15 protein-coding genes are annotated in these 17,637 nt (G+C 63.4%); 7 read left to right on the top strand and 8 right to left on the bottom strand.

The window, feature by feature from the left end; genetic code table 11:
* Positions 1-42 precede the first annotated feature (42 nt).
* The gene (locus LB558_RS21525; RefSeq protein ID WP_224699376.1) at positions 43-1,338 is read left to right on the top strand and encodes a lipopolysaccharide biosynthesis protein; all 1,296 of its coding nucleotides are present in this window, start codon (positions 43-45) and stop codon (positions 1,336-1,338) included.
* Positions 1,339-1,437: 99 nt separating this feature from the next.
* On the opposite strand, the gene LB558_RS21520 is transcribed toward LB558_RS21525, so the two are convergent.
* From LB558_RS21520 to LB558_RS21510, 3 genes are read right to left on the bottom strand one after another with little or no spacing between them, the layout of a single operon-like run.
* Complete coding sequence (locus LB558_RS21520; RefSeq protein WP_224699375.1) at positions 1,438-2,361, bottom strand: DUF6492 family protein; 924 nt, start codon at positions 2,359-2,361, stop codon at positions 1,438-1,440.
* On the bottom strand, positions 2,358-3,152 hold the full coding sequence (locus tag LB558_RS21515; protein WP_224699374.1) for a WecB/TagA/CpsF family glycosyltransferase: 795 nt from the start codon (positions 3,150-3,152) through the stop codon (positions 2,358-2,360). Before LB558_RS21515 ends, LB558_RS21520 begins: the two co-directional genes overlap by 4 nt.
* Complete coding sequence (locus LB558_RS21510; RefSeq protein ID WP_224699373.1) at positions 3,149-4,321, bottom strand: glycosyltransferase; 1,173 nt, start codon at positions 4,319-4,321, stop codon at positions 3,149-3,151. The genes LB558_RS21515 and LB558_RS21510 overlap by 4 nt, the downstream gene beginning before the upstream one ends.
* 172 nt (positions 4,322-4,493) lie before the next feature.
* Between LB558_RS21510 and LB558_RS21505 the strand changes: the two genes are divergently transcribed.
* Genes LB558_RS21505 through proC form a run of 3 tightly spaced genes read left to right on the top strand, consistent with a single transcriptional unit; the run spans position 4,494 to position 7,683 of the window.
* A complete protein-coding gene (locus LB558_RS21505) occupies positions 4,494-5,492 on the top strand; it encodes a glycosyltransferase family 2 protein (protein WP_224699372.1) in 999 nt (332 codons plus the stop codon).
* Positions 5,461-6,807: an O-antigen ligase family protein gene (locus tag LB558_RS21500; protein WP_224699371.1), complete on the top strand. Its 1,347-nt coding sequence runs from the start codon at positions 5,461-5,463 to the stop codon at positions 6,805-6,807. The genes LB558_RS21505 and LB558_RS21500 overlap by 32 nt, the downstream gene beginning before the upstream one ends.
* 60 nt (positions 6,808-6,867) lie before the next feature.
* Complete coding sequence (proC, locus tag LB558_RS21495) at positions 6,868-7,683, top strand: pyrroline-5-carboxylate reductase (protein WP_224699370.1); 816 nt, start codon at positions 6,868-6,870, stop codon at positions 7,681-7,683.
* Between the two features lie 8 nt (positions 7,684-7,691).
* On the opposite strand, the gene LB558_RS21490 is transcribed toward proC, so the two are convergent.
* The 3 genes from LB558_RS21490 to LB558_RS21480 all read right to left on the bottom strand — a co-directional run bounded on the left by LB558_RS21490 (position 7,692) and on the right by LB558_RS21480 (position 9,706).
* Positions 7,692-8,084 (bottom strand): type II toxin-antitoxin system VapC family toxin, encoded by a 393-nt coding sequence (locus LB558_RS21490; protein ID WP_224699369.1) that lies wholly within the window; start codon positions 8,082-8,084, stop codon positions 7,692-7,694.
* Entirely contained in the window at positions 8,084-8,326 is a 243-nt protein-coding gene (locus LB558_RS21485) for a type II toxin-antitoxin system VapB family antitoxin (RefSeq protein WP_224699368.1), read from the bottom strand. The genes LB558_RS21490 and LB558_RS21485 overlap by 1 nt, the downstream gene beginning before the upstream one ends.
* 66 nt (positions 8,327-8,392) lie before the next feature.
* A complete protein-coding gene (locus tag LB558_RS21480) occupies positions 8,393-9,706 on the bottom strand; it encodes an NAD(P)H-dependent oxidoreductase (RefSeq protein ID WP_224699367.1) in 1,314 nt (437 codons plus the stop codon).
* Between the two features lie 342 nt (positions 9,707-10,048).
* Here LB558_RS21480 and LB558_RS21475 point away from each other — a divergent pair, with 342 nt between their 5' ends.
* The 3 genes from LB558_RS21475 to LB558_RS21465 all read left to right on the top strand — a co-directional run bounded on the left by LB558_RS21475 (position 10,049) and on the right by LB558_RS21465 (position 12,297).
* Positions 10,049-11,455, top strand: a complete 1,407-nt coding sequence (locus tag LB558_RS21475) for a PTS galactitol transporter subunit IIC (protein ID WP_224699366.1) — start codon at positions 10,049-10,051, stop codon at positions 11,453-11,455.
* Between the two features lie 75 nt (positions 11,456-11,530).
* Complete coding sequence (locus tag LB558_RS21470; RefSeq protein WP_063170054.1) at positions 11,531-11,992, top strand: PTS sugar transporter subunit IIA; 462 nt, start codon at positions 11,531-11,533, stop codon at positions 11,990-11,992.
* 17 nt (positions 11,993-12,009) lie between these two features.
* Entirely contained in the window at positions 12,010-12,297 is a 288-nt protein-coding gene (locus LB558_RS21465) for a PTS sugar transporter subunit IIB (RefSeq protein WP_224699365.1), read from the top strand.
* 33 nt (positions 12,298-12,330) lie between these two features.
* On the opposite strand, the gene LB558_RS21460 is transcribed toward LB558_RS21465, so the two are convergent.
* Together LB558_RS21460 and metH are read right to left on the bottom strand one after the other, a co-directional pair.
* The gene (locus LB558_RS21460) at positions 12,331-13,725 is read right to left on the bottom strand and encodes a multicopper oxidase family protein (RefSeq protein WP_224699364.1); all 1,395 of its coding nucleotides are present in this window, start codon (positions 13,723-13,725) and stop codon (positions 12,331-12,333) included.
* A 102-nt stretch (positions 13,726-13,827) separates the two neighbouring features.
* Complete coding sequence (metH, locus tag LB558_RS21455) at positions 13,828-17,637, bottom strand: methionine synthase (protein ID WP_224699363.1); 3,810 nt, start codon at positions 17,635-17,637, stop codon at positions 13,828-13,830.

The following is a 17,637-nucleotide window of genomic DNA, read 5'->3' as shown; positions in this document are numbered from 1 at the left end:
GAACGGCACGTTAAGTTTTCCGGCCTAGGCTCTCCCTGAGACATGACGCAGGCCAGTGACATACCGCAAAGGCGGCCCCTCGCCCGGATCGGCAGCTTTTTGGCCGAACGACGGGGGCTGCTTCGCGACTATTTCTCGGCGATCAGCGGCGCCGGTGGACGACTGGTTTTTTCGCTGGCCTATTTCATCGCCCTGGCCAACACGCTTTCCATTTCCGAATTCGGCATGTTCGCCACCGCGTCGGCGGCCGGTGTCATGCTGTCGCGCATCCTCGCCTTCGGTTTCATCTCGGCGCTCTACCGCACCGCCACCATCCGCCCCAATCTGATCGGCACCTTTTCCGCCGGCTTCCTGCTGCTCGGCGTGCTGTCGCTGCCGCTGCTGGCCGCGGCCTCGTTCGGCGTCTATCTGCTTTTCTTCGCCGACACCGTGCCGCTGTCGGTGTTTGCCGCAATCGTCTTTGCCGAAGCGCTGTTGTGGCGGCCGGTCGAGGTGGCGCTGATCGTCAACAATGGCCTGGGCAAATTCGGCCGCGCCGCGCTGCTGGCCATCCTGGCGACGGCGCTGCGGGCGCTCGGCGCGGTGCTGTTCATGATCTCCGCGCAACACAGCGTCTGGATATGGTCTTGGTTCTATATCGGAGCCAATGCCGCCTCGCTGCTGATTGCCTTCGGCTTCTTCTACCCGCGCCAGAGGCTGCGGCTGCGCGTCGCGCTGTATCTTCGGCGATTGGCCGATTCCATCTATGTGGCCGGCGCCGAGGTGCTGTTCTACCTGCAGATGGAGTTCGACAAGCTGCTGGTGCTGGCGATCGGCGGCCCGCATCTGGCTGGCATCTACGCCATCATCATGCGGCTGGTCGACCTGACCGCCATTCCGATCCGCACCTTCTCGATGATGCTGGTGCAGCGCATGATGCGCGCGCCGGAACTGCTGTCGCGGCTGGCGGTCAAGAGCGGTATCGAAGGCGGCGTTTTCGCGGTGTCGACGCTGGCGCTCTTGACGCTCGGCATCGTGCTGCATTTCTTCCCCAATGCGCTCGGCAAGAATGTCGCCGAGGCAGCCCCGCTGGTGGCGCTGGCGATCTGCGTGCCGGGACTGCGCAATCTCGTCGAATACCAGGCCGAGCTTTTGTTCGCACGCGGCCAGACGCTTGTGCGGGCGCTCAATCTCGGCCTGCTCGCCGCGCTGAAGGCGCTGTTGCTGACCTATGTGCTGACGACCATCCTCGACACGCCGAACCTCGTGCTGTCGCTCAATGTCGTCTTCCTGCTTCTGTATCTCGCCTCGACGCTGCTCACCTATTCGGCAATGCGCAAGCCGGCCAAACCCGTCTAAAGCGCGTCGCGTCGAAACGGAAACATGCGACGCGCTTTAAGCCCTTGTTTCTATGCATGTCGTTGCCTCAAAACCGGGTCCACTTTTGAGCGACATGCACTAATCCAACCCAATCAGACGGCGGATGCGGCCGATATCGGTGCCGATGAAGGATTGCATGCCGATCGCCACCTGCTCCGGCGCCATGGCGGCAACGAAGCGGCGGAACTCGTCATCCGACAGCGCTTCGCCGGTCCAGTGGACGCGGCAGAACTCTTCCGAACCGTGGAAGTGGCCGGCTCCGTGAAGCAGGTCGTCGACATAGCGGCCGTAGATCATGCATTCGGAGAATTTGCGCGCCGAGCCGACGACCTCGACCCAGTTTCGGCCATGGACCTTCTCGATCTCGCCGCACATGGCCAGCACGGTGTCGCGCCGCCACGCGATCAGCGTCGAGATATAGTCATGGATCGACGTCCGGGACGGGTCGATGCCGAGTGCCGATCCCGCATTGCGCGACCAGATGCGATGCTCCTCATGACCTTCTTCCGTCAACACACCGTCGCGGCGGAAAAGCCGCACCTTGCCGTCGCGCCAGAAGGCGCCGCAGTCGAAAGTTTTCAGGAAAGCGACATCGGAATCGCAGAAGATCAGCACGTCTTCCCCGGCATGCGCCGAGATGGCGATGCGGCGCAGCTGCTGTACATGCCAGCCGCGCAGCGGCTGCGTCTTCAGGCTGAGCCAGACACGCCGGCGAAACAGGCTGAGCGGATCGTCGAAGGCGTGCAGCCAGCGCGGCAGCAATTCACGCTCGTCGACGACCGTGCGACGGCCGGTTTCCAATTGGCGAAACTGACCGACATCGCGATGCTCGACCAGGATGTAATGGTGCGCCGCGCCGGAAACGTGGCGATCAAGTGTCTCGCACAGCAAGCGGCAGCGCTCGAAGTCGGGCGCGTAGCTTGCCGTCACGATGGCCGCCGTCGGTGTCTGCCGCAGCGGGCTTGGCTCGACAGCGGCACCTGGCACGAACCTGCTGTTCACTTGATATCCCTCGCTGCTTCGGGTGTAAGCGAGAATTTCTGCCTGACGACGCGCAGCAGGAACAGGGGATTGCCGACCACATAACGGCGCCACAAGCGGCCCGGCTCGACAGCCAACCGGAACAGCCATTCGAGCCGCAGCCGGCGCATCCACAAGGGCGCGCGGGGCACCGCGCCGCTCAGGAAATCAAGCAACGCGCCGACGGCGATCGGCAGCGTGCAATGGCGCGCGTCGATATGGCGTTCGATCCACAATTCCTGGCGCGGCACGCCCATGGCGACGAGCAGCACGTCCGGCCGAAGCGCGGCAATCCGGTCGACGATTTCCGATTCCTGCGAAGCGGGGAAATAGCCGTCATGGATCACCACGAACCGGTGCTGCACGGCCAGAGCCGCCAACTTGACCGACGCCGCTTCGGCATTGACGCGCGTCGCGCCGAGCAGCCCGACGGTCAGTGGCGTCGTCGAGGCCTGCAGGAAGGCCGGGACGAAATCGGTACCGTTCAGATTGTCGGGAAACGGCGCCCCGTAGAGGAGTCTCGCCGCCAGATCGACACCTATGCCGTCGGGCAGGATGAGAAAATCATCGAGTGCCTGGGCGAACACCGGGTCGGTATAGGCGATGTTGGCGTTGTGGGCGTTGAGGAAACTGACCTTGGTGAAGCGCCGCTCGGCAATCAACCGGTTCAGCAGGGCGATGGCATCGTTCCAACGGACCGCAACCACCGGGATGCCAAGGATCGTCTTCAACTTGTCGAGCCCGGAGGCAGCGCGGGCGGAATGCATGTTCATGCAAACGCCTCCTGCCTGACGGGTGCGAGCTTTTCGAGGCCGAGCCGAATGGCAGCGTCGAGCGCCTTGACCTGCGAGCCCCGGAACGCGCTGCCGTCAACGTCGCGGATGTCGGACGCCTGAGCCTCGAGAGCCTTGGCGAAGGCGACGGGATCGTCGGTGACGACGCAGTTGGCCGGACGGTGGTCGATGCCGCGCAACGAACGGCTGGTGGCCACCGAAGGCAAGCCGAGCTCGAAGGTTTCGATGGTCTTCAGCTGGACGCCGCTGCCGGCGGTGCTGATCAGCGGGATGACGGCGGCGCCGCGCACGAAAGCCTGCGCGTCGGGCACGCGGCCGACAAATTCAACACCCGGATGCTTCGAGGCGACGCCGGAAGGCATGTGGCCGGCGATGCGGATGCGGAAATCGGGCCGCAGATGCGGCACGACCTTGCCCAGGAACCAGTCGAGGCCGATGCGGTTCGGCTGCCAGGTCCAGGTGCCGATCAGGGCGGCGTCGCAGTCGATGCGGCGCGGGCCTTTCAGGGTTGGCACCTGGGCACCGGTCACCAGCGGCAGCACGACCGAGCGGTTGTGCGAGGCGACACCGAGTGCGGCGCGGTCTTCTTCGGCCAGGGTAAAGACGAAGCGCGCCCGGCGGCAGAGACGCTCTTCGACGGTCTTGAGCAGCCTTGCCTCGCGGCGAAACAGCAGGCGCTGGAGGAGGCTGCCTGCGGCAGCGGCATTCTCCCGCGCCGAAAGATGCTCGACATTGTGGGCAACGAAGATCGAAGGCCGCTCAGTGAACAGCTTTTCGAAGGCGCCGGCGAACTGCACGGAATTCAAGACATAGCCATCAACCGGTCCAGCGCGCTCGATGGCAGCGAGAACATCGCTGTCGGACACGGCGCGCAGCTTGACCGACGCGAAGGTGAGGCCCGAAAGCAGCGCCTTGCCGACCCAGGCCAGCTTTTGGCGCGCGGAGGCATTGTCCGTGCGCACGTCGATGGCACCCAGCACCACGGTGTTTTCGGGGTCGGCCGGGGGCTTCCCCGGCCAGGTGAAGCCGATGACGGTTACGCGCGCGCCAGCGCGCCGCAAGGCAGCGATGATCGCAGCGTTGGCGATCTCGTAGCCCGAGGCGAGAGCACCGTCGGGCACGATCGATGTGGCGAACAGCAGATGCATCTCACCTATCCTGTGGTGTAGCCGGTAGCAAAGTGCGGTGAACCCTTGATTAAGCCAGCACATTCGACGACCGAAAGTCCCTGCCTGCGGGGCTTCTCCGTGCAAGGTGATTAACGAAACCTTATCAACCGTGGTGCTACCAGAGCCCAACTCACCATGTGGCTGGACACGGATGATCCCTTTGCCATCGGACGGTTCGGTATCGATCGCGGGACGCGCGCCGCGGCTCGACGTCGAGGCCGTCGAAGCCGTCGTCACCTTGCCTACCTTCAAGCGTCCCGAGCAGGTGCTGGAAACGCTGGCGTCGCTGCGCGCGCAGCAAACCGGCAGGCGCTTTGCCGTGATCGTCATGGAGAACGAAGCTGAGACGCGGGCCGGCGCCAAGGCGGCGCTGCCGCTGTTCGAGCGCGGTGAGATGCCGGGCCTCGTCATCATCGCGCATGAGCGCGGCAATTGCAGCGCCTACAATGCCGGCTGGCAGACGGCCATCCTGCAATTCCCGAACTTCAGGCATCTGCTGGTCATCGACGATGACGAGATCGCCGATCCGCAGTGGCTGGAACGGATGTGCCGGGCTGCCGAAACGCTCGGCGCCGACATTGTCGGCGGCCCACAGGTGCCCATGTTTGCCGACCCCGCCCATGCGCGATGGGCCGAGCATCCGGTGTTCGCGCCGCCTTACCGTGAAACCGGACGCGTGCCGGCGCTCTATTCGTCCGGCAATCTTCTGGTCGGGCGCAACGTGCTGATCGCCATGGGTCCGCCGTTTCTCGATCTCAGATTCAACTTCATGGGCGGCGGCGATTCCGACTTTCTCAGCCGGTCGGCGCAAAAGGGCTTTGTTCTGGGTTGGTGCGCCGAGGCCAAGGTGCTGGAAGCCGTTCCGGCGCGGCGTACCGAAGCCGACTGGATTCGAGCCCGCAGCCTGCGCAACGGCGTCATCTCGACACTCGTCGAAAAGAAGAAGCGCGCCGGCACACCAATGGCCGGCGCCAAAGTGTTGCTGAAGAGCCTGGCACTGCTTGCCGCCTCGCCGTTTCGCGGCCTGATCCGGCTGGCGCGGACCGGATCGCCTGATATCGCCATCTACCCCGTCCATGTGGCGCTGGGCCGCGTGCTGGCAGAATTCGGATATGCCAATGAGCAATACCGCCAGCCTGAGAAAAACTGAGCGCGCGCCGCTCAGCGACGCGTTCACGCGCGAAGGCGTGGCCACCGCCATTGCCGCGCTGCTGTTCACCGTCATCATGGTGTCCTTCCGGCCGTTCCAGCCGGCCGGCGCCGAACTCACCGGTCAAGGCGGCGACATCGTCAACCAGCTTGGCTTCGGTTCGCTCGGCGCCTTGTCGATCTTCTCGCTGATGGCCTTTGCCGATCCGCGCGTGGTGCGCTCGCTGCTCAGCCCGTCCTGGGTGCTGATGCTGGGCTTCTTTTTCCTCTCGGTGATCCTGTCGACCGATCCGCCTTCGGCCATGCGCGCCGCTTCCTTCACGCTGATCGGCATCCTGACGATGGCGACGATCCTGGTGCTGCCGCGCGACGCCGAGGCCTTTTCGAAGGTGATCATCTTCACCGCCGTCGTGGTCATGGGCCTTTCCTATCTCGGCCTCATCGTCTTTCCGCACGAGGCGATGCACACAGCCGACTCGCAGGAGCCCGAGCATGCCGGCCTGTGGCGCGGCGTGTTCACCCACAAGAACATCGCCGGGCCGATCATGGCCTGCCTCAGCTTCGCAGGCCTCTATCTCTACCGGCGCGGACAGCGCTACTGGGGTGCCGGGATCTTCTTCGCAGCGATGATCTTCATGCTGCACACCGGTTCAAAGACGACAGCCGGCCTGGTGCCGTTCTCTATCCTGATCGTGATGTTCCCGAGCCTGATAGGCATGCGGCTCGGCACGCCGATCCTGTTTGCCCTGGCGATCATCGCCACGGCGGTCGGCACACTGGGCATCGTCTTCCTGCCGCCTGTAAAACATCTCGCGGCGATCTATTTCCCCGACATGACCTATACCGGACGCACGACACTGTGGGAGTTCGCCGGCAGCATGCTGGCGAAGAAGCCATGGACCGGCTACGGCTATGAGAGCTTCTGGGGCACGCCGCTCTTGCTCAACCAGGACCAGCCCTTCGACCGGCCGTGGGACATCAGAACCATCGTGCACGGCCATGACGGCTATCTCGACATCGCCGTGCTGATGGGCATCCCGGCACTGTGTGTGGCGGTCTACACCTTCCTCATCGCGCCGCTGCGCGACTACATGCGCATTCCGTTGCGCAGAGAGAACATCTTTCTCGGCGATTTCTTCATGATGGTGGTGCTGTTCACAGCGCTGAACGCTTTCCTCGAAAGCTTCTTCTTCCATCGCGGCGACCCGGTGTGGCTGTTCTTCGTGCTCGGCGTGCTTGGCCTCAGGCAGGTCTCACTCCGGCCGATGGCGGTTCGTGATCCCGATCACGGTGCGCAATCTTCCCGTCCGTCCTGACAGGGCTTCCCCAGGCAAGCGCCAGCGTCTATGTGATGGCTTTCCTTCGGAGGGCTTTCGATGACGATCAGGCTTGTTCTCGCCGGCTGCGGCAATATGGGCTACGCCATGCTCACGGGCTGGCTGAAATCCGGCAAGCTTGCGCCGTCGGCGGTTTTCGTGGTCGAGCCCAATGCCGATCTGCGCAATCGCGCGGCAGCGCTGGGCTGCGCGACATCAGCCGATGCCAGTAGCATACCAGCCGATGCCGTGCCCGATCTCGTCGTCATCGCGGTGAAGCCGCAGGTGATCCGCGACGTCACGGCCTCCTACGAGCGTTTCGGCGACGGCCGCACCACCTTTGTCAGCATCGCCGCCGGCACGCCTGCCGCCACCTTCGAGGAAATCCTCGGCAACCGCGCGCCGATCGTGCGCTGCATGCCCAACACGCCGGCGGCGATCGGCAAGGGCATGATGGTGGTGTTCTCCAACAAGCTCGTGTCCGATGACACCAAGCGTTTCGTCGCCGACCTTTTGTCGGCGAGCGGCGAAGTGACCACCATCGACGATGAGGGCCTGATGGATGCGGTGACCGCCGTGTCCGGATCGGGGCCGGCCTATATCTTCCATTTCATCGAAGCGCTGACCGTGGCAGCCGAGAAGGCCGGGCTGCCGACGGCGACCGCCAAGCTGCTCGCCATGCAGACCGTCTACGGCGCCGCCTCGCTTGCCGCCGAAAGCGGCGAGGAACCGGGTGTGCTGCGCCAGCAAGTCACCAGCCCCAAGGGCACGACGGCCGCGGCGCTGGACGTGCTGATGGGCGAGGACCGGCTGACCAATCTGCTGACGCAGGCGGTGGAGGCTGCGCGGCTGCGGTCGGTCGAACTGGGGAAATAAACGGACGTTTAAGCGAGATCCGTGTGCGAGAAGTCGTTGCCCTTGTAGAGCAAAGCCGCGCCGTGACTCTTGGCACAAGCGTAGGACAGGCAATCTGCAAGGTTGAGCTGGGCGGGATGCCCGCGCCCCTTCCCATAGTCCGAGAACGCTTGAACCGCCAGCTTGGCATCGCCGGCGCCGATCGGCACGATTTCGATTTCAGCTTCGCGCAGAAACGCCTCTATCGCCGCTTCCACAACAACAGGCTCGATAGCAAGCATGGTGGAGAGCCGCATTGCTGCTTCGAGCACGACTAGTGGTGAAGTTATTTTGTGTGGTGTTGCCTGGATTCGATTGCTCCATTCACCGGCGTCCCCTTCTCTCGAGAGAATTGCGACAACGACAGAGGTATCGACGAACATCAGGAATGTCCCCACATGTCGTCGATCTCATCCTTACTTACAGGGCGGCCGCCCTGGCCGGCTTTGGCCCTAAGATCCTCGGCGATGGCAGCAAGTCGATCCGCTAGGGGAACGCGTCCGCTTTCCCGTTTCAATTCAGACTCAAGCGCTTCGATGACCGCCTCGGTCATGGAAATCTTGCGTTTGGCGGCGAGCTGACGCGCCAGTTCGCGGGCGCGCGGATCCCTGATCTGGAGATTCATTGACCTGTCCTCAGCGACGTTTGCCACTACAACATAGTGCATTTGTCATGACAGCGCCACAACGGACTATTTTCCGTACAGCATCTCGTCCTGCAGCCGGCGCAAGGCAAACAGTCTGGTCGTCGGATCGGGCGACGCATTGTCTGACGTCAGCAATTCGCCTTTCCTGACCGGGTTCAGCACCTTGCCGCCCTCGAGCAGGCCGACCGGCACGGCGCGCTGGGCGCGGGCTTCGCCGACGGTCATGGTCCAGGAGCGGTAGCAGGTCTCGCCGATCGCATCGAAGGTCTCGCCGGCGGCAAGGTCGCGCTTAGCGACGGCGCAGACTTCGGCAACGGGCCGCGGCAGCGGTACCATGTCGGGCTTGCCGAACAGCATGATGCGGGCGGCGGTCAGCGGCACTTCCAGCGAGGTCAGATGATAGGGCCGGAACAGGTTGTAGTAGGGGCCGTGGCCGATATGCAGATCGTCCATGCGCTCGATGATGCGCGGATGCGTCGCCTCGACGATGACGAAGACGCCAGGCGCGACGCCCTTGCCGACCGTGTAGTCGACGACGCCTTTCTTCGTCAGCAGTCCGCCATCCTCACGCGGGATCAGCACCTTGGCGAGGTCATCGCGGTCGGCCCTCGGACCGTGCATGCCGGGGACATCGGGCACCAGCCCGGTGGCGTTGGCGATGGCGCACATCTCGACCATGGTCTTGGAACCGTCGACGAACTCGACCAGCATACGCGGGTTCATGTTGCGGCGGATCGCTTCGGCGCGATAGTCGTCCGGCACGGCATCGTGGTTGAGCGGGTTGTTCTTGCCCTTGCCGGCCGAGACGATGGTCAACCCGAGCGCCGACGCGAACTCGATCAGTTCCATGCAGCTCGACGGCTCGTCCCCCGCACCCACCGAATAGACGACGCCAAGCCGGTCGGCCTGCTGCTTCAGATAGCAGCCGATGGTGACGTCGGCCTCGACGTTCATCATCACCAGATGCTTGCCGTGCTCCATCGCCATCAGATCGAAATCGGCGGCGACGCCCGGCTTGCCGGTGGCGTCGATGACGACGTCGATCAGCGGGTTGGTGACCAGCATCTCGTTGGAGGTGATGGCGATCTTGCCGCTCTCGACGGCGCCGGTGACTTTCGACGCGGTGTCAGCTTCGACCGCCATGGCTTCGTCGCCATAGGCGATACGGATGGCATCGCGCGCGGTGTGCGGGCGGCGCGTCGAGACGGCGCAGACCGAAATGCCCGGCATCAGCATGCCCTGCGTGACCAGATCGGTGCCCATTTCGCCCGAACCGATGACACCGATGCGCACCGGGCGGCCTTCGGCGGCACGCTTGGCGAGATCACGGGCAAGCCCGGTCAGGGCGACGTTGGTCATGCAGGAAATGTCCACAGCTTCGTGATTTGGGTCGGATAGCAGGGAACGGGTTCCATTTGCCAACGAAACCCGGTCGCGACCGGCAATTTCCCACGAAATCGTCTCGGAAGAGACGTCCGCCGAGGCTCGATTGGCCGAAGCGCAACCAATTGACATTGCAGCGGACAACCTCAATAAAACATTCGTTTGTCAACAAAGGCAAATGTTCACCGACGTGACAGTCGGGGAGCATTCGGCTCTGGGGCAAATTGGGGAGTGTCTTTGCGCCAGGGCGCGTCAAAGGCTGGATGGAGCATCATTGCGAGGCGTCGAGCGAAGGCTCGCGGCTCCAGGGGAGGAAAAATGGATACTGTTCTCGCGGGCCTAAAAGGGGCCATCGATACGCTTGGCCCGACGATCCTGCTGCCAATTGTCATTTTCATCATCGCCGTGGTTCTGGGCGCCAAGGTCAGCAAGGCTTTTCGTGCCGCCGTCACCATCGGCGTCGCCTTCATCGGCATCAATCTGGTGCTTGGCCTCATGTTCACGTCGATTGGCGACGTTGCCAAGGCCATCGTCACCAACACCGGCATCCATCGCGACATCATCGATGTCGGCTGGCCCTCCGCGGCCGCGATCGCCTTCGGCTCATCGGTCGGCCTTTGGGTCATTCCGGTCGGCATCCTCGTCAACATCGTGCTGTTGCTGACACGCATGACGCGCACGCTCAATGTCGACGTCTGGAATTTCTGGCACTTCGCCTTTGTCGGCTCGCTGGTCGTCGCCGCAACCGACAATCTGGCCTATGGCATCGCGGTCGCAGCACTTGTCGCGGCACTCTCGCTGCTGTTTGCCGACTGGTCGGCACGCGCGGTGCAGCAGTTTTACGGCGTCCCCGGCATTTCGGTGCCGCATCTCGCCTCGGCGCAGATCCTGCCGATCGCCATTGTGCTCAACTGGATCATGGACCGCATTCCAGGGATCAACCGCATCAACATCAACACCGATACGATCGAGCGCAGGTTCGGCGTGTTCGGCGAACCTGTCGTGATGGGCCTCATCATCGGCCTCGTGCTTGGTGCGATCGCCTTCTACAATGCGGGTGATCTCAGCGTGGTGCTGGCAAAGGTTCTGGGCACCGGCATGACGCTGGCGGCGGTCATGCTGTTGCTGCCGCGCATGGTCAAGATCCTGATGGAGGGCCTGCTGCCGGTTTCCGACGCAGCCCAGGCATTCGTGCGCAAGCGCACGGGCGATCGCGAGCTTCTTGTTGGCCTCGATTCCGCGATCCTGATCGGCCATCCGGCGGCGATCTCGTCGTCACTGATCCTGGTGCCGATCGCAATCATCCTGTCCATCATCCTGCCGGGCAACCGCGTCATCCTGTTCGCCGACCTTGCGGTCATCCCCTTCATCGTCGCCATGACCGCGCCTCTGGTCAAAGGCAACGTGTTCCGCATGGTGGTGATCGGCACGGTTACGCTGGCCATCGGCTTCTACGTCGCCAACGCGCTGGCGCCGCTGTTCACCAGTGCAGCAGTCTCGTCGGGCTTCAAGCTGCCGGCGGACGCGCTGCAGATCACCTCGGTGGTCGACGGCTTCCTGTGGGTGCCTTATGTGGTCATCGAGGCGATCCAGGGGCTTGGACTTATCGGCATCATCGTGATCGCGGTGGTCATCGCGGCATTGTTTGTCCTTTACCGCCGCAATCCGCTCGGCTGGGAGCGGGCCGCGGGCGCCGAGGACGAGCCGGCCGAAGAGACGGCCTGAACCCTGATAGCGTCCACCCTTTAAACCGATCGTGCGCCCTACCTCGGGGCGCACGATTCATCGACGGAGCAAAGAATGTCCGACGGCCTCATGCAGCTTCTGGACCCCGACGCGATCGTGCTCGGATCCGATGCCTCGACCAATGAGGAGATCATCCGCATTCTGGCCGGCCGGCTGGAGACTCTTGGCTATGTCAAAAGCTCCTATGCCGACGCGGTCGTGCGCCGCGAATTGACCATCCCGACCGGACTGCCGCTGGAACGTTCCGACAATGTCGCGGTGCCGCACACCGATCCGGAGCATGTGCTGAAGCCTGGCATCGCGATGGGCACATTGAAGCAACCAGTGACCTTCGCCAACATGGAGGATCCCGACGAGATGCTGCCGGTCGGTTTCGTCTTCCTGCTTGCCATCAACGACAAGGACAAGCAGATTGAGGCGTTGCAGGCCGTCATGGCCACCATCCAGAACCCGCAAGCCTTGGATGATTTGAGGTCGGCCAGAACCCTCGAAGACGTGCGAGCCGTACTCGGCTGAAACAAGGAGAAGCAGAGATGTCCAGACAGAAAACCATTCTCTTTGCCTGCGGCACGGGCATCGCCACCTCGACTGCGGTCAATGTCGCCGTCACCGAGGAAATGAAGAAACGCGGCCTCACCTTCAACGCCCAGCAGGCAAAGGCCACCGAAGTGCCCGGACTGGCCGACAATGTCGACTTCATCGTCGCAACCACCCCGATCTCCGCTTCGGTGACCAAGCCGGTGATCAAGGGCCTCGCCTTCCTCACCGGCATCGGCAAGGAAAAAGTGCTCGACGAGATCGAGGCGCAATTGCGCAAGTGACGGTCCAGACGCTACGCGCAGGCTGACGCGGCTTCACACCACCGTGACGTAGCTCGTCATGCCCGATTTCTGATGCTCGATGATGTGGCAGTGCAGCAGCCAGTCGCCGGGATTGTCGGCGACGAAACCGAGCTGAACCTTTTCGTTGGGCTGGATGAGATAGGTGTCGGAAATCACGGGCTGGACCTGGCGCGTCGAGGATGACAGCACCTTGAAGCTCATGCCGTGCAGATGCATCGGATGGGATTGCGGCGTAAGGTTCTCCATGTCGATGACGTAGCTGCGCCCGAGCTTCAGTTCGGCCAGTGGCGCGGTCGGATCCTTGGTGTCACCGGGCCACGGCACTTTGTTGATGGCCCAGAAACTGTAGCCCAGCGAACCGCAGATGCCATCGCTCGGGACGTTTTCCGCCGTGGCGCTGAGCGCCAGGGAAATATGTTGGGCGCTGGTGAGATCTACTTCCGACACCGGATTGAGCTCCAGTGGAGCAACATCGTGAATGTTCCGTTTGAGGGAGTTTCCGGTCGCGTGCAGGGTTGCCAGGATTTTTGGCTTGGTACCCCTGACGTCCCTCAAGCTGATGATCGCGCCTTCCTCGTCGGGCATGCGTATGGCCAGCTCCAGGCGCTGTCCCGGTCCAAGCAGCAAGGCATCGGGAGAAAAACGCTCAGGCACCGGATTGCCGTCGAGCGCCATGACACTCGCCTCCGCACCGTCGACGCGAAAAGCGTAGATACGCGTGACGTCGGTGATGGCGACGCGCAGCCGCGCCAGTCCGCCGGCCGGCGCATCATATTGCGGCTGGTCGAGCCAATTGGCGGTGCGCACCGTGCCGTAAGTGCCGGTTCTCGCGGCATCGCGCGGCCGGAACTGGTCGATGAACTGACCGTCGTCGCCGAGGCGCCAGTCGCGCAGGTTGAGGACGATTTCGGCATCGAATTTCGGATCGTTGGGATTCTCGACCACGATCACGCCGGTCAGGCCATGGCCCATCTGCTCCAGCGTGTTGCAATGCGGGTGGTACCAGAAGGTGCCGGCATCGGGCGGCGTGAAGGCGTAGTCGAAATGATCGCCGGTGTAGACGTAGGGCTGGACCAGGAACGGCACGCCGTCCATCTTGTTTGGAACGCGAATGCCGTGCCAGTGGATCGTCGTCGGATCGTCGATCGCGTTGACAAGGCGTGCAGCGAAGGGCTCGCCCTTTTTCATTCTGAGCACGGGCGGCATTCCGACGTTGCCATAAGTCAGCACATCCCTGGTCTGGCCGACATCCATCAGCTTCGTCTGGATCTTTGCCGTCTGCAAAACCACCGGCTCGGGCGTGGCAGCGGCCCAGCCACCAAGCCGGCCCATGGCCGAAAGCCCGGCCCCGCCCGCGCCGGCAATCGCTGCCGTTTTCAAAAGCCTGCGGCGTGTGAGTAAGGTCATTCGGCGCTCCAACTGCAAGGCGACTGCCCGCGAAGGTGTAACCGCCACGCCATGGATCACAAGCCGGCAACCAGCGCAAATTCTGTTGAACGCATGCCGTCGCTATTCGGCCGCCTCGGCATAGTGAGCCGGCACGTAGTTGAGGATGGGGCCAAGCCAGCGCTCGACCTCGGCCAACGGCATCGCCTTGCGGCGCGCATAATCCTCGACCTGGTCGCGTTCGACCTTGGCGACGCCGAAATAATAGCTTTCGGGATGCGCCAGATAGAGTCCCGACACCGACGAGCCCGGCCACATCGCGTAGCTTTCCGTCAGGCTGACGCCGGCATTGCCTTCGCCGTCGAGCAGCCGGAACAAAGTCGCCTTCTCGGTGTGGTCAGGCTGCGCCGGATAGCCGGGCGCGGGGCGGATGCCGCGATAGGGTTCGCCGATCAGCTCGTCCGGCGCCAGCGCTTCATCTCGCGCATAGCCCCAGAATTCCTTGCGCACCTTCTCATGCATACGCTCGGCAAAAGCTTCGGCGAAGCGGTCCGCCAGCGCCTTGACCATGATCGACGAATAGTCGTCGTTGGCGCGCTCGAAACGCTCCGCGATCGCCACCTCCTCGATTCCGGCGGTAACGATGAAGCCGCCGATGTAATCCGGCTTGCCACACTCCGCTGGGGCGACGAAATCCGATAGCGCGACATTGGCCTTGCCGTCGCGCTTGGTCAGTTGCTGGCGCAGCGTGAAGAAGGTCGCCAATTCCTGTGAGCGCTTCTCGTCCGTGAAAAGCCTGATGTCGTCGCCGACAGCATTGGCCGGCCAGAAACCGATAACGCCGCGCGGCGCGAACCATTTCTCGGCGATGATCTTCTTCAGCATCGCCTGCGCATCCTCGAACAGCTGGCGCGCGGCGGCGCCTTGCGCCTCGTCCCCAAGTATCTTCGGATAGCGGCCCTTCAGCTCCCAGGTCTGGAAGAACGGCGTCCAATCGATGTAGCGTGCGAGCTCGGTCAGGTCCCAGTTCTCGAAGACTTTCACCCCTGTGAAGGACGGCTTCGGCGGCTCATATTGAGACCAGTCGATGCGGTGCGCATTGGCCCTCGCCTTGGCCAGCGGCAGCCGCTGCTTGTCGGCTTCGGAGCGGGCATGCGCGTCGGCGACCTTCTTGTATTCGGCGCGCACCGTGTCGACGTAGCCGCCCTTGCTCTCGTTCGACAGCAAGGACGAGACCACGCCGACCGCCCGGCTGGCGTCGGTGACGTAGACCGTCTGACCCCTGGTATAGCGCGGGTGAATTTTCACCGCCGTGTGCACGCGGCTGGTCGTCGCGCCGCCGATCAGCAGCGGGATATCGAAACCTTCACGCTCCATCTCGGCGGCCATATGCACCATCTCGTCGAGCGACGGCGTGATCAGGCCGGACAGGCCGATGATGTCGACATTTTGGTCGCGCGCTGTCTGCAGGATCCTGGCCGCCGGCACCATGACGCCGAGATCGATAATCTCGTAATTGTTGCAGGCGAGAACCACGCCGACGATGTTCTTGCCGATGTCATGGACATCGCCCTTCACCGTCGCCATCAGGATTTTTCCCGCTGTCTGGCGCTCGCCATTGTCGATGCCGTTGGCGGCATTGGCCAGCTTCTCGGCTTCCATATGCGGCAGCAATCCGGCCACCGCCTGCTTCATCACCCGCGCCGACTTCACCACTTGCGGCAGGAACATCTTACCCGCGCCGAACAGATCGCCGACGACGTTCATGCCGGCCATCAGCGGGCCTTCGATGACATGCAGCGGGCGCTCGGCGGCCAGCCTGGCTTCCTCGGTGTCGGCATCGATGAATTCGGTGATGCCGTTGACCAGCGCGTGGCTGATCCGCTGCTCGACAGTCCATTCGCGCCAGGCAAGATCGCGCTCCTTGGCTTCCTGGCCCGCCGTGCCCTTGAAGCGTTCGGCGATCTCCAGCATGCGTTCGGTGGCGGTGCCGCCGCCCCTGGGCACGCGGTTGAGCACGACATCCTCGCAGGCCTCGCGCAGATCAGGCTCGATCGTGTCGTAGACGGCGAGCTGACCGGCATTGACGATGCCCATGTCCATGCCGCGCTGGATGGCATGGTAGAGGAATACGGCATGCATGGCCTCGCGCACCGGCTCGTTGCCGCGAAACGAGAAGGACAGGTTCGAGACGCCGCCTGAAATGTGGACATGCGGCAGCGTGCCGGTGATCTCGCCGGTCGCCTCGATGAAGTCGACGCCGTAATTGTCGTGCTCCTCGATGCCGGTGGCAATGGCGAAGACATTGGGATCGAAGACGATGTCCTCGGGCGGGAAGCCGGCCTGCTCGGTCAGGAGCTTGTAGGCGCGGGTGCAGATCTCGACCTTGCGTGCCTTGGTGTCGGCCTGGCCGTCCTCGTCGAAGGCCATGACGACCACCGCCGCGCCATAGGCACGCACCAACCTGGCATGATGCAGGAATGCCTCTTCGCCCTCCTTCATCGAGATGGAGTTGACCAGCGGCTTGCCCTGCACGCATTTCAGCCCGGCCTCGATGATCTCCCACTTCGAACTGTCGACCATGACCGGGACGCGGGCGATGTCCGGCTCGGCGGCGGTCAGATTGAGGTATTCGACCATCGCCTTCTTCGAATCGATCAGACCCTCGTCCATGTTGATGTCGATGATCTGGGCGCCGTTGGCGACCTGGTCGCGCGCGACGTCGAGTGCGGCGACATAGTCGCCCGCCGTGATCAGTTTTCGGAACTTGGCTGACCCGGTGACATTGGTGCGCTCGCCGACATTGACGAAGGGAATCTCGTCGGTCAGCGTGAACGGCTCCAGCCCGGACAGGCGCATCTTCGGCGCGATGTGCGGAATGGCGCGCGGCGGATATTTCTTCACCGCTTCGGCGATGGCGCGGATGTGCTCCGGCGTCGAGCCGCAGCAGCCGCCGACGACATTGACCAGCCCTTCCCTGGCGAAATCCTCGATCTGCGCGGCCATGAATTCCGGGCTCTCGTCATACCGGCCGAATTCATTGGGCAGGCCGGCATTCGGATAGGCGCAAACAAAAGTGTCGGCGACACCGGATATTTCGGCCAGATGCGCCCGCATCGCGTTGGCGCCGAGCGCGCAGTTAAGGCCGATGGTGAAGGGGCTGGCATGGCGTACCGAATGCCAGAAGGCCGTCGGCGTCTGGCCCGACAGCGTGCGGCCGGAGAGGTCTGTGATGGTGCCCGAAATCATCACAGGCAGGCGCACGCCCTTCTCGACGAAGATCTCTTCCGCTGCGAAGATCGCCGCCTTCGCGTTCAGCGTGTCGAAGATGGTCTCGATCAGGATGATGTCGGCGCCGCCATCGATCAACCCGCGCAACTGCTCGCCATAGGCAAGGCGCAGGTCGTCGAAGGTCACGGCGCGATAGCCGGGATTGTTGACGTCGGGCGACATCGAGGCGGTGCGGTTGGTCGGCCCGAGCGCTCCGGCGACGAAGCGGCGCTTGCCGTCTTCCTGCTCGGCCCTCACCGCTGCGCGCCGCACCAGCCGCGCTCCGTCGCGGTTCAGCGCATAGACGGCATCTTCCATCCCGTAGTCGGCCTGGGCGATCGAGGTCGAGGAGAAGGTGTTGGTTTCGAGGATATCGGCGCCTGCGATGGCGTATTGATAATGGATCTCCTCGATCGCCTGCGGCTGCGTCAGGATCAGGAGGTCATTGTTGCCTTGCTGGTGGCAGGCGCAGCCGGCGAAAGCCTCGCCGCGAAACTGGCGCTCGTCGAAGCCGAGGCCCTGGATCTGCGTGCCCATGGCGCCGTCGAGGATGAGGATGCGCTCGCGTGCCGCCGCGGTGAGTGCAGCAAGCACCTCCGAGCCGTCGGGTTTTACCGCGACGGGGCCGAACAATGCGTCCAGCGAGGCAGAATTCTGCGACAT

It is taken from the genome of Mesorhizobium sp. CO1-1-8, assembly GCF_020164875.1.
In the GTDB taxonomy this organism is placed as follows: Bacteria; Pseudomonadota; Alphaproteobacteria; order Rhizobiales; family Rhizobiaceae; genus Mesorhizobium.
This window is presented reverse-complemented; position numbering and strand designations above follow the sequence as displayed.